At 45.1% G+C, this 12751-nt stretch carries 14 protein-coding genes; 2 read left to right on the plus strand and 12 right to left on the minus strand.

Annotated features, from left to right (window positions below; translation table 11 throughout):
- Positions 1–8: 8 nt before the first annotated feature.
- Together AOA56_RS04390 and AOA56_RS04395 are read right to left on the minus strand one after the other, a co-directional pair.
- On the minus strand, positions 9–533 hold the full coding sequence (locus AOA56_RS04390) for a pyridoxamine 5'-phosphate oxidase family protein (protein WP_034594479.1): 525 nt from the start codon (positions 531–533) through the stop codon (positions 9–11).
- A gap of 33 nt (positions 534–566) precedes the next feature.
- A complete protein-coding gene (locus AOA56_RS04395; RefSeq protein ID WP_053769026.1) occupies positions 567–1484 on the minus strand; it encodes a tRNA dihydrouridine synthase in 918 nt (305 codons plus the stop codon).
- Positions 1485–1649: 165 nt separating this feature from the next.
- On the opposite strand from AOA56_RS04395, the gene AOA56_RS04400 reads away from it, so the two are divergent.
- Positions 1650–2480 carry a polysaccharide deacetylase family protein gene (locus AOA56_RS04400; protein ID WP_024732475.1) on the plus strand — a complete coding sequence of 277 codons (831 nt, stop codon included), beginning with the start codon at positions 1650–1652 and terminating at the stop codon, positions 2478–2480.
- Positions 2481–2557: 77 nt separating this feature from the next.
- Here AOA56_RS04400 and AOA56_RS04405 read toward each other — a convergent pair whose 3' ends face one another.
- From AOA56_RS04405 to AOA56_RS04440, 8 genes are all read right to left on the minus strand, one after another.
- Positions 2558–3160 (minus strand): HD domain-containing protein, encoded by a 603-nt coding sequence (locus AOA56_RS04405; protein ID WP_048621730.1) that lies wholly within the window; start codon positions 3158–3160, stop codon positions 2558–2560.
- Positions 3145–3660, minus strand: a complete 516-nt coding sequence (locus tag AOA56_RS04410) for a P-loop NTPase family protein (protein WP_053769027.1) — start codon at positions 3658–3660, stop codon at positions 3145–3147. Before AOA56_RS04410 ends, AOA56_RS04405 begins: the two co-directional genes overlap by 16 nt.
- A 54-nt stretch (positions 3661–3714) precedes the next feature.
- The gene (locus AOA56_RS04415) at positions 3715–4299 is read right to left on the minus strand and encodes a sugar O-acetyltransferase (RefSeq protein ID WP_053769028.1); all 585 of its coding nucleotides are present in this window, start codon (positions 4297–4299) and stop codon (positions 3715–3717) included.
- A 29-nt stretch (positions 4300–4328) separates the two neighbouring features.
- Entirely contained in the window at positions 4329–5093 is a 765-nt protein-coding gene (locus AOA56_RS04420; protein WP_053769029.1) for a class I SAM-dependent methyltransferase, read from the minus strand.
- Between the two features lies 1 nt (position 5094).
- Positions 5095–6480: an MATE family efflux transporter gene (locus AOA56_RS04425; RefSeq protein ID WP_053769030.1), complete on the minus strand. Its 1386-nt coding sequence runs from the start codon at positions 6478–6480 to the stop codon at positions 5095–5097.
- On the minus strand, positions 6473–6928 hold the full coding sequence (locus AOA56_RS04430) for a MarR family winged helix-turn-helix transcriptional regulator (protein ID WP_053769031.1): 456 nt from the start codon (positions 6926–6928) through the stop codon (positions 6473–6475). The genes AOA56_RS04425 and AOA56_RS04430 overlap by 8 nt, the downstream gene beginning before the upstream one ends.
- A gap of 138 nt (positions 6929–7066) precedes the next feature.
- Positions 7067–7669 carry a flavin reductase gene (locus AOA56_RS04435; RefSeq protein ID WP_024732471.1) on the minus strand — a complete coding sequence of 201 codons (603 nt, stop codon included), beginning with the start codon at positions 7667–7669 and terminating at the stop codon, positions 7067–7069.
- The gene (locus tag AOA56_RS04440; RefSeq protein WP_053769032.1) at positions 7662–8594 is read right to left on the minus strand and encodes an ROK family protein; all 933 of its coding nucleotides are present in this window, start codon (positions 8592–8594) and stop codon (positions 7662–7664) included. The genes AOA56_RS04435 and AOA56_RS04440 overlap by 8 nt, the downstream gene beginning before the upstream one ends.
- Before the next feature lie 290 nt (positions 8595–8884).
- On the opposite strand from AOA56_RS04440, the gene AOA56_RS04445 reads away from it, so the two are divergent.
- Positions 8885–10435 (plus strand): L-glutamate gamma-semialdehyde dehydrogenase, encoded by a 1551-nt coding sequence (locus tag AOA56_RS04445; protein WP_024732469.1) that lies wholly within the window; start codon positions 8885–8887, stop codon positions 10433–10435.
- Between the two features lie 92 nt (positions 10436–10527).
- Here AOA56_RS04445 and AOA56_RS04450 read toward each other — a convergent pair whose 3' ends face one another.
- Together AOA56_RS04450 and AOA56_RS04455 are read right to left on the minus strand one after the other, a co-directional pair.
- Entirely contained in the window at positions 10528–11541 is a 1014-nt protein-coding gene (locus AOA56_RS04450; RefSeq protein ID WP_024732468.1) for an aldo/keto reductase, read from the minus strand.
- 18 nt (positions 11542–11559) lie between these two features.
- On the minus strand, positions 11560–12420 hold the full coding sequence (locus tag AOA56_RS04455) for an AAA family ATPase (protein ID WP_024732467.1): 861 nt from the start codon (positions 12418–12420) through the stop codon (positions 11560–11562).
- Between the last annotated feature and the right edge of the window lie 331 nt (positions 12421–12751).

A 12751-nucleotide genomic window follows, 5' to 3' on the forward strand; every position in this document is an offset into this window, starting at 1 on the left:
TCCGTTTCCTATACGTTCTCACTTTGTCCTGTTTCTTTTGGCTTTCTCTCTTTTCCTGTGAAGGACAGCACGTCAATGCAGTATACATCCGCCGCCTTCAAAAGTCCTTCATCAAACGTATGCTTGGCCTCTGGCGCCAGATGTTCCATAATCTTTTCAAATCCATGCAGCTTTTCAACGGCTTCTGTCAGTTTCCGAATCTTCCCGGTTCCCATGACGCTCTGATAAGCAAAAGAATAAGAACAGGTATATGTTCCTCTGATGACACCTCCTTCCCGGTCCAGTTCCAAGGCGACAACCGGTTCGCGGGAAAAAGCGTCCGCTTTCCGGCCTTGTGACGCAGAATGAAAATACAACTTTAAGGATGGTGCACTGTCTTTTATATCCTCCCATTCGTATCCGTAATTGACCGGAACAATAAACATTCCTTCCTTATCCATAGCTCCAATCCGCACAACCACACAGTCGTCAATCAGCTCCCTCAGTGTCTCCTGATCTTTGATTTCCCGATTTTTTAATCTCATGCTTCTCATGGCAATCCCTCTCTTTTTGTCATTATAAAGATGCTAAAAATGCAATCGCTTTGCGTATTCCTGCAATGTCTCCGTTCGATAGATCTGCCGGATCTTTTCCCGCTCCTCAGGGTGACAAAGCGCACGATAAGTCCAAAATTCTTTCAGTCTCGAGAGTACGTGCTGTTCGTTTCTGATCTCTTTCTGGTATGCGACATACAGCTCATACTGAAGATCTTCCCATGTCGCCGTTTTTCCCTTCGTTCTCCGGATTCTGGAAAGTAATAACGGATCTCCCAGGACGCCCCGCCCAAACATGACCGCCCTGCTTTTTGGAAATGCATAATCCCACGCCTCATATTCTTCCAGAGTAAACAGATCCCCATTATAACAAAGCGGCAGACTACTCTTCTCCCTGGCAAATCGATATATTTCCCAATGTACCGTTCCGGTATAGAATTCTTTCGCTGTACGTGGATGAATGATAAGTTCGGAAATCGGATACAGGTCAAATACTTCCAAAAGCGGGCCGAACTCCTCCGGATCCTCTACCCCAATCCGTGTTTTTATAGAAATCCTCATCCTCGTCCCGGAAAAGATCGTATCCAGAAACCTTTTTAGCTTCTCCACATCCCCCAGAAATCCGGCCCCCCTGCCCTTTGAGACGACGCATCGAGACGGGCATCCTAGATTAAGATTGACCTCCCGGTATCCGAGTTCTTCCAGTTGTCGGGCACCATTTAAAAACTCCTCCTCCTTATTCGTCAGAATCTGTGGAATGACATGCAGCCCTTCATTGTTCTCTGGAAGCACGTCTCTTCGCTGCCGCCTAGACAATTTTCCGTTTTTATCTGGCGTCAAAAACGGAATAAAATAAGCATCCATCGGCTCAAACAAACGGTGGTAGGTATTCCGGTAGATATAATCCGTGATCCCCTCCAGGGGAGCAAAATAAAACGTTCTGTTTTCCATGTTCTTCGTAACAGTTCAACTAGAAATCATAGCAGTGAATTCTGAGATGCCATGGATGAACTGTTACCATTTCCACCACCTTTCGTTCTTACTTCCATCCGTACTTCTAAATCCTTTGTCCATGACATAGACTGAAATCAACAGTGACTTCGGGAATCAAACATTATGAAACATCGTCTCAACCTAAAAAAAGCTGCTCTTTTGCTCTTGCTTTTTGTCGCCGCTTACTGCGTAGGAACCGGAATCGGTATCCTGTTTTCTTCAAATCCTTCGAAAGAAACACAGGAAACTTCTGCCCAGGCGTCGGAAAACTGGGGACTGAGTTTTCCAAAAGAGGGCGAACGCCCTATCGGAAACGCTGAAATTTCCGAGCTCTCCACCTTGAATGCCGCCTACTGCCAGGACACAAAAGAAAAGGTCATCTATTTAACCTTTGACTGTGGCTACGAAAACGGAAACAGCGGTCAGATTCTGGATGCACTCAAAAAGCATAAGGCTCCGGCTACCTTTTTTATTGTAGGCACATTTCTGCGTGACAATCCAGAGATCGTAAAACGGATGATAACAGAAGGGCACACTGTCGGCAATCATACGTGGCACCACCCTGACATGTCCTCCATATCCACGGAAGACTCTTTCCATGAGGAACTGGAAAGTGTAGAAACACTCTTTGAGAAGACAACCGGAAAGAAAATGAGTCCTTACTATCGTCCTCCTCAGGGGAAATTTAGCACGCGCAACCTGGAAATGGCAAAAAATCTAGGATATTACACCTTTTTCTGGAGTCTCGCCTATGTAGACTGGTATGAAAACGACCAGCCGTCCAAAGAGGAAGCCTTTGAAAAGCTCCTTGGCCGAATTCATCCCGGTGCGATAGTACTGCTCCACAACACCTCATCCACCAACGCACAGATTCTGGATGAACTCCTGACGAAGTGGGAGCAGATGGGATATCATATTGCTCCACTATCCAATCTGGTGGAAACACAGTTTTAAGAAGAAAGGAGGGATATGGTCTGTTCAACCGTATCCCTTTCATTTTGACTTTTCATTATAACGCACCTTTGCTCCAATTACAAATCTTTCCCCCTCTGAATTCTCCCTTTTTCCAGATTTGGTTCAATCCAGTGTTTCTTTGCATAATTCCACAGGACTTCAGATCCTTCCGCAGTTCTGTCATTTCTTTTCAAAATCTGATCCAGAGAAACCCCATGCTCCATCCACGCTTTTCCTTCGGTACATGCATTGAGAAATAACGGCTGGAGATTGTCCATCGTTCTTGCGAATTTAGCCTCAGGCGTTTCCCCTGCCTCAAACTCCTTCCATAGTTCCATCAGAAAAGTGCCCCGGTTCTTTGGAAGAAGCCCGAAAATCCGATCTGCCGCCTTTTGCTCCCGCTCCTTTTGTGTCTTCTTGGCTTCCTCATCGTAAGCGTATGTATCCCCCGCGTCAATCTCCACGATATCATGGATCAAAAGCATGGAAATCGTCCGAAGCACATCGATTTTTTCGTTGGCAAATTCACTGAAAAGAAGGACCATCACCGCCATGTGCCAAGCATGTTCCGCATCATTTTCTTTTCTCATCCCGTCTGTGAGATAGGTCTGGCGACCTATCAATTTTTCCTTATCAATCTCCTTGATAAACGCAAATAACTGAGTTAATGTTTCCTCCATTTTCGCCTCTCCTCATCCAGTTCTCTTTGATTTGTTATGTGTACCACTTTCGTTTTATATTCGTCCAGAATCCGTTGGTACTCTGCCTTTTTCTTTCTGGTTCTCCCGTCCCGTAAAATCCAGAGTACAAATCCCAGATCCAGCTTTTCCGGACATCCTTCTGTCATAGACTCCCTTGTTCTTCCCCGGTACCTTCGGCTCCGTGTCCATGCCCGGTACAAGCAGACCAGACGCGGAAAATCGAGGAAAAGAATCTGATCCGCCTCCCGCATCCTGCGTTCATATTCCAGACTGTGGTAATTCCCGTCAATGACCCAGGAGTCATGGCTGTCCAAAAAATCTTTCATCATCTGTTCTTTCTCGTCTTGAGGCCGCTCCTTCCATCCCGGCAGCCAATGTACCGTATCAAGATACAAAAGCGGAAGCTGATTTTTCTTGGCAATCCAAGCCGCAATCATTGACTTTCCACAGCCACTGTATCCAATCACTGCTACTTTCATTTCTGTTCTCCCCCCTGTTCCACTGTCATTGTAATTTCTTCCGGCGCAAATCTGCTACTTATTTTCCCGCATCACACGGCAGGGAGCCCCGTATGCAATACTGTCACTTGGTATATCTTTTGTAACTACACTTCCTGCACCAATCACAACATTGTCACCAATTGTAACTCCCGGCATCAGAATCGCTCCTCCTCCGATCCACACGTTATCGCCAATAACTACTGGAGCTGTCTGTGTTTTACAAAATTCAAATGAACCGTCCTCTTTTGATTCTCCAAACCGGTCAGACGCATTGGTTGGATGAAATGCCGTATAGATCTGTACATTTGGCGCTATCAACGCATTGTTTCCAATTCGTATCTCATTGTCATCCAAAAATGTGCAATTCATATTTACTTCACAATTATTACCAAAATAAATATTATTGCCATAGTCTACATAAAATGGAGCTGTAATCCAGAGATTAGTTCCTCTTCCTCCCAATAACTCGTTAAGAATCCGTTCCTTTTCCTGTAAATTAGCAGAATCCGTATGATTGTAATCCCGCATCAAATCTTTTGCTTTATGCCATTGTTCCAACAATTCCGGGTCTCCACAATCATAAAGATCTCCTGCCAACATTTTTTCTCTTTCTGTCATAAAAACCTCCTGCCAACTTTTTATTCTTCTTAATAAGACTGCAGTCTCCCATAATACACAGCCGTATGATTCCCCATTGTCAGTATTCCGTCTCTATTATATTTCCGGTACAGATTCTTTAATGCTTCCAAATATTCCTCAAACCCGTCATCTCCCTCTTTCAGCGAGTAGGATCCAGATAAACTTCTCCGAATAAAGGTTTCTTCCGTGTAAGACAAAGGGTGATCAAATGACCGGTATTGATAGTGTCCTTCAAAAAAGGTCTGTATTCTCTCATCATCCTTTTTCATCCCACCGCTAAATCCTTGAAACCGCGGACAAAACGTACGGTAAATCGCAAAGGTCTCTTGGTTCAGTTTTTCCCCCATATCCCGCACATTCCAGATCAGGTACACCCGGCCGTCCGGCTTCAGGATCCTCCGACATTCTTTCTGAAATGCAGTGATATCGAACCAATGGAAAGCCTGAGCCGATGTAACAACATCCACCGCATGCTCTTTCAGTGTAGTCTTATTTGCTGTTCCTTTGACAGAACAAAAATTTTCTCCTTTTAGGAAATTCTCTTCTGCTTTTTTACGCATATCATCATTTGGCTCAATTCCATACACAAAACAGCCCATCTTTAAAAGCTGCTGCGCGAATTTTCCTGTCCCTGATCCAATATCCGCAACAATCGTTTCTTCTGAAAATCCCTGTTCCAAAGCCAACCACCGCACAAACTCCTCCGCATAGGCCGGCCTTCCCGCCACATAATCATCCGCTCTTCCACTGAACTTCTTTAACGTATCTTTCATATTAGTTTCCCTTTCCGCCCGACTCTGCGTTTTCTTTCTCCAGTGTCTTTTTAAACCGGAAGAAAAACAGGCAGGCTGTAAACATAACGGCGATGACATCCGCAATCGGTTCCGCCATATAAACTGCTTTTGCCTGATCCCCTTTCAAAAGCATTGGCATCAGATAGATCAGAGGGATCAGCAGTACAAACTTTCTGACGACTGCTACTGTGATAGATTCCACTGCATTTCCAAGGGCATTAAAGGTCATCTGACAGGCAATCTGAATACCGAAGATGACACAGGCTGCCATATAAATCCGAAGCGCTGTCCTTGTAAAGATCATCAATTCCGGATCGGATGTAAACATGGCCGCAAATCCCTGCGGGAACAGCAAAATGAGAAGCCATAAAATGGTTGAGTACGCCAGACTGGATTGCAACAGCAACCGAAAAGTCCTACGAACCCGCTTCATATTTCCGGCTCCATAATTATAACTGATAATAGGCTGCGCTCCCTGTCCAAGTCCCTGAAGAGGTAGCATGGCGAACTGCATCACACTGGTAAGAATCGTCATTGCCCCGACCGCAATATCCCCACCATATTTTTGCAGCGAAGAATTAAAGCACACGGAAATCACACTCTCGCTGGCCTGCATGACAAAAACCGAAACGCCAAGCGCCAGACAGGGCAAAACAACCTTGGGAGTGATCCCGATATTTTTTCTTCGGATTTTTAATGTCGTTTTCTTCCCGCAGAGGAACCATACGACCCAGATGCAGGACATCGCCTGAGAAAGAATCGTAGCCAAAGCCGCACCTTGTACATCCATGTCAAAACCAAAAATAAAGATCGGATCCAGAATAATGTTGGCTACTGCGCCAATCAATACGGAGAGCATTCCCGTCTTAGCAAATCCCTGTGCAGTGATAAATGAATTCATTCCCAGCGTTACTTCCACAAATAAGGTGCCGAGCGCATAGATACTCATATACCGTACGCCATATTCTATCGTATTTTCACTTGCTCCAAATGCCATCAGAAAATCTCGATTCCAGATCAGCAGGACCACGGTCAGAATGACGGAAATCAAAATCTGAACGGTAAAACAGTTTCCAAGAATCTTTTCAGCCGCTTCATTATCTTTACGCCCCATGGCAATCGACGCCCTTGGCGCTCCGCCGTAGCCGACAAGCGCCGCAAAAGCTGAGACAATCAAAATCAACGGCATACACACGCCCACTCCGGTCAGTGCCTTTGCTCCAATCTCCGGAATATGTCCGATATAAATCCTGTCTACAATATTATATAACATATTAATCAACTGTGCTGCAACTGTTGGAAGTGCCAATCTTAATAGTAATTTCCCGATTGGCTCCTTTCCAAGAAATTCCTTATCCTCATTCATGTTTCTTCCTTCTTTCTCCTTTTTTATTGCTGACATTTTCCAACATTCGCGCCCTCATCCGAAGATACATTTCATACTCTTCCTCCGAAAATCCCTCATACAGAAGACCCAGAAAGGCTTCCTGGGTTTTTTGAATTTCCCGCGTCACAGGAAATGCCTCCTTTGTAAGTTTTAAGTGAATCTTCCGCCGGTCCGTCGGATCTGCTTCCCGTTCCAGCATTCCTTTCTGGATCAGGGCATCTGCTCCCTTTGAAACTGCCGCTTTGGACAACATTCTCAGTTCAACAATGTCCGCCGCTGTATCCTTCTGCGGATTGTTTTTTAAAAACGCAATGATATCAACCTCTACCATAGAAAGCCGATACCCATCGCAGACTTCTCTCATCATCTTTTCATAAAGACGTACCATCCTTTGAATTCCCATCCAGAATTCAGTAAAATTATACATGTCTTCACTCCCCTCTGTTTTTACGCAAGCAAATAGTTCACCAAGAAACTGTTTCTTAGTGAACTATTATACCCTTCTTATTTCTTTTGTCAAGTGTACAATTCGGATACGATGTAAACCATTTACAAATCACATCCGCTAGATTTTCTCAAAATCTGCCGCGCCATGTTTGCAAATCGGACACACGAAATCAGCCGGAAGCTCCTCTCCTTCATAAATATATCCACAGATCCTGCATCTCCATCCGGTCTTTTTGGTCTGTTGCGGCTTCGGCTTGATGTTACTCTGATAGTACGCGTAAGTCGTGGATGGCGTCTCAGAAAGCACTGCTCCATCCTCTACATCTGCCAAAAACAAGGTATGAGTGCCAAGATCCACAGATTGTATGACTTTAGCAGAAAGCCACGCATTGGTTCCCTCTGTCACTACATACAGTCCATTCTCCACACGGACCGCCTGTTTAAAATCAGCAAATTTATCCGTGTCTTTTCCGCTCTGGAATCCGAAATGACGGAAAAGATCAAAAGACGCCTGTTCCGAAAGAACAGATACATTAAACTTTCCGGTCCTTTCAATCATTCCATGTGTGTAATTTTCCTTGTTGACTGCAAGGGAAATCCGGTTTGGCGTGGATGTCACCTGCATCACCGTATTCGTAATACAACCATTATCCTTTTCTGCCTCCTTAACCGTTACTACAAACAGCCCATAACTTAATTTGTACATTGCTTTTTTATCCATTCTTTTTCTCCTTTCCAATCAACTCCGGGTATTTCTGCATAAATACCGCTGCCGCACCGATGAGGTTGGCGTCTTTTTGGTAACTGCATGTCCTTACCACAGGAATAACCACCTTCGTACCGGCGGTCTCTTCGACCGCTTTTGCAATCACTATAAGACGGCTTTTCACCTGATCTGCAAAATCTTCCCGGCTGCTGATTCCTCCGCCAAGCAGAATGAGCTCCGGATCATAAACATGCTGAATATTAAAAATCCCCTCAGCAAGTTTCATGTAGAAGTCATCGACCGCCTTCTGGCAGTTGACGTCACCTTTTTCCGCCTCCTCAAAGACTTTTTTTCCGTCCCATTCCTGAGCCGGATAAGCAGCCTTCACTCTACGGACAAGAGACATAGTAGACGCCTGGAGTGAAAAAGTACTCAGATTTCCTTCTCGATCCCGCATGACCATGCAACCAAACTCGCCGCCATATAGATTGGCACCACAGCAGATTTTCCCGTCTATCACGACTGCGCCGCCGATTCCGGTGCCACAAACAACAAAAGCAAGATTCTTGTATCCTCGAGCATTTCCGAATGTCACTTCCGCCATCGCGGCACAGTTTGCATCATTTTCAATACTGGAAGGCACTTGGAATCTGCGTGTCAGCTCCTCTGTCCAGGAAAGACCATGAATACACAAAACCGCGCTCCTGCCTCCAATTACACCTGTAGATACATTCACTGCCCCCGGTGCGCTTATGGCGATCCCAATCATCTCGCCCGATTCTTTTGCCTTGTTTACATACTTTCCGATCTCCTCCAGCAACTGTTCAATATCCTGATGAATCGGAAGGATTTCCTGTGCACCAAGTCCTCCTTCCATATCACAGATTCCTGCTTTTATTGATGTGCCTCCAATATCAATACACACAAGTATTCGTTTCAACTTCTGCTCTCCTTCTATCTCTCTTGTCTTGATTGTACCATATTTTTTCTGCTGTATCTATCTGTAAATCTTTCATACAGATTCTTTCTGTTTATCTCGGATCACTATATTGTATAACTATACTTTTTCGTACTCATATCTTTTTTGTCTAATAAAAAATTATTCCCTCGTATCTCTCTGATTTGTACATTATTTAACGGTTTTTCTTCTATTAAAGCATTGACGCGTCGAACTGCAAATGATAAAATATTTATTATCATGAAAAATTATTCACAACAGGAGGTATACACATGCTAAAAGGATTTCAAAATTCACCAGAATTAAATTTTTCAATTCCAGAGCACAAAGAAGCAATGTTAATGGCATTCAAAGAGGTAGACCAGGAAAAGGGACAGGATTATCCACTGATTATCGGCGGAGAACGGATTATGACCGACAAAAAAATCGTCTCCAATGCCCCGTCCACCAAAGAAGTGCTCGGCCGGGTCAGCTCCTGCGATCAGTTACTGGCAGACAAAGCCATCCGGACCGCTCACGACGCTTTCCAGACATGGAGTAAAACTCCTGTCGAGGAACGAATCTGCTGTGTACGCAGGCTGGTAGACCTGATGAAGAAATACCGCTATCTACTCGATGCATGGAGTATTGAAGAAAGTGGAAAGAACTGGGGCGAGGCAGACGGTGAACTCTGTGAAGCGCTGGATTTCTTCAATTCCTACATCATGCATATGCGTGAGCTGGACCAAGGTTTGGAACTTGTGTATACCGAGGAATCCTGTAAATGTATCTACATTCCGATCGGTGTGGGAGTTGCTGTTCCACCGTGGAACTTTCCTCTCTCCTTACTGGCTGGCATGGTAGTTTCTGCGGTTATCACCGGGAACACCATCGTCTGTAAACCATCTTCCGACACTCCGATTGTCGCTTACAAATTCATAGAACTTTGCGAAAAGGCCGGATTCCCTGCGGGAGTTATCAATTTTATTCCGGGTTCCGGCTCTGTGATCGGGGATTATATCGTACAGCATCCGCTGACCCGGTTTGTAAACTTTACCGGCTCTAAAGAAGTCGGGCTTCGCATCAATCAGAAAGCTGCCCAAGTATCGGAAGGACAGATCTGGATCAAACGGGTCGTTGCCGAGATGGGCGGAAAAAACGCAATTATCGTGGATTCCTCCGCTGATCTGAAACGGGCCGCCGCCGGAATCGCCAATTCTGCATTCTCCTTCCAGGGGCAAAAATGCTCTGCCTGCTCCAGAGCTGTGGTATTAAGTGATGTGTACGATGTGTTTGTGGAGGAGATCATTGCCTGTGCTAAAGTGCTCAAAGAACATCAGGGCAGTGGACGAGACGATTTTCCGATGGGTCCGGTCATCAACCAGAGTGCTTTTAACCGAATCTCCGGATACATTGAGACGGCCCGCAAGGAAGGCATGATTGCCTTTGGCGGAAACTATGACGATTCCAAAGGCTTCTATATTGAGCCGACTGTTGTACGCGATATCACAAAGGATGCAGTCATCGCCAAAGAAGAAATCTTCGGACCGGTTCTTGCAGTCATCCGTGCCAATTCTTTTGATGAGGCTCTGGAAATTGCAAACAGCACGGAATACGGGCTGACCGGATCTGTCTATACAGAAGACCGGACTCACATTCAAAAGGCAAAAGCAGAATTCCATGTTGGAAACCTTTACTTTAACAGAAAGTCCACCGGAGCGGTCGTACTTCAGCACCCATTCGGCGGCTTCAATATGTCCGGTACGGACGCAAAGACAGGAACAAAAGATTATCTCACCAATTTCCTGAATCTGAAATCCGTATGCGAGGATCTCACCTATTAAACCATAAATTCAGGGCAGGAATTCCCGTGTGATTCCTGCCCTATGTGATTACGCTATCTTATTTTGTAGTCCATATAGTTTCCGCCTGTCTGTTAAAGAAAGGTCTGGTAATCTTCGTAGTTACGTTTCAAAAGCTCCGGTGTATTCAAACCATACGGACATTTCTTCATACAGTTTCCGCAATGCAAGCAGTCTTCAATCTTCTTCATCTTCTCCTGCCATTCCTCAGATAGCCATGCTTCTTGTGGAGCTCTTCTGAGCATCAGACTCATTCTGGCACAGTTGTTAATCTCAATTCCTGCCGGACAAGGCATACAGTATCCACAGCCCCGGCAGAATTCTCCTGCAAGCTGGTCTTTGTCTTTTTGCATTTCTGTCTTTAATTCCTCTGTAAGCTTTGGGGACTTATCCTGATAAGATAGGAATTCATCCAGTTCCCACTCTCTTTGTACGCCCCAGATCGGCTCCACATGGGAATATTCAGGCTGACACATAAACGCATATGCCAGGGCTGAATTATGAATAAGCCCACCTGCCAGCCCTTTCATCGCAATAAATCCGGTATTAGTCTCTTTACAAAGTTTCACAAGCTCCTTTTCCTCTTCCGATGCCAGATAAGAAAACGGGAACTGTAATGTCTCATAAAGACCGGATAAAACCGCTTCTTTTGCCACTGCAATTCTGTGATTTGTAATACCGATATGACGGATTTTTCCCTGCTCTTTTGCTTCCAGAGCCGCCTCATATAACCCCGTCCCATCTCCCGGCTTCGGACAAAAGGCCGGATTGTGGAACTGGTACAGATCAATGTAGTCTGTCTGAAGCTTTGTAAGACTTTCCTCCAAATCTTTCCAGAATTCCTTCGCATCCTGCGCTGCTGTCTTTGTACTGATGATGACCTGATCTCGTACGTCCGCAAGAGCCGCTCCCATCTTCTCTTCACTGTCCGAATAGGCTCTTGCGGTATCAAAATAATTGATTCCGTTCTCAAATGCTTTTTTCACAAGCTTTCCTGCCTCCTCTTTGGAGATTCTCTGAATCGGCAGTGCTCCAAAACCATTTTTGTTGACCTGTAATCCGGTTCTTCCCAATACTACGTATTCCATCTTCTTCCTCCTTCGTTATCAAAATGAAAACTCGTGTTCATGCTTTTTAAAAAATTTATAATATGCTTTGATATTTTCCAGCTCCGTCCAATGCTTCACATCCACAGGATCTTCATCCAGATCGTAAATCTTCGCCCCTTTCATGGATAACACAAAAGGCGAGTGGGTAGAAATCACAAACTGGCATCCGTAAAATCTGACGGAATCCTCAATAAAACGCACCAACTCCTGCTGTCTGACAGGAGACAGACTGTTTTCCGGCTCATCCAGCAAAAATAATGCCTGCTCTGTAATCTTTTCCGAAAAATACAAAAACGCACTTTCTCCGTTTGAGTACTCCCGGATCGTATCCATCAGCTCAGACCGCACAAACCGGGACTGGGTTTTGCTTCTGGCTTTATTTACTTTCTTTAATTTCTCATAGTCATCCAATGACCTCATCTGAAAATGTGAATACTTTGCATCCAGATATTCCTCAAAAAGACTCTCCTTCTTCCGGTCGATTCCCTCATTCATACTGCGAATATTCAGCATATAATCAAACACATCGTCGCTTGTGATAATCCGGCTCTCACCTGGGAGCGGGACGCGCGCTTCAAAGTCACACCGTTCCAGATAATCCCAGAAGAAATTGGATCTATTAAACGCACTGTCCCGATCAAGCCCGAGTTTTTCCGCAATCACATTGATGGCAGTCGTCTTTCCCGTCCCATTGCCTCCGTACAAAATGGTGACCGGGGCAAAATCTATGCGTCGGAAATGGTGTCTGGAAAGAATCTGAAACGGATAAAAAGAATCATAGCAGGTACGCTTCTGCCTCATAAAAAAATCAAATTCCACCTCTTCGTCCGGAAAGGTAAACCAGTCCAGATATATCATAGCTTTTCCTCCTTTTCCGACTTCTGCTCGCTTCAATACTTATATTGTAGCACTGGTATCGGATTTTTGCTATCTTTTTCCGTGTTCCTGCCACCTGCTCAACGAATTACCGGAAGTGTCAAAAAGCACATCCCAGGATTGCGGGCAGTCGCCAAGGTTTCTGGAAAGCCTGGTCTAGCTCGTCGCCAATCAGCACCACCTGTCTAACGGGTGGTTTGCTCTGAGGCTATAAGCCTCTGTTACCGGCCAGCGCCTAAAGACGCTGGCTTTCACTTTGTTCAAGCCACTATTGCCCTTGACTCGTCGCTGCCCTTCAAAGGGCGTTCGTACT

It is taken from the genome of Sellimonas intestinalis, from assembly GCF_001280875.1.
Classification (GTDB): Bacteria; Bacillota; Clostridia; order Lachnospirales; family Lachnospiraceae; genus Sellimonas; species Sellimonas intestinalis.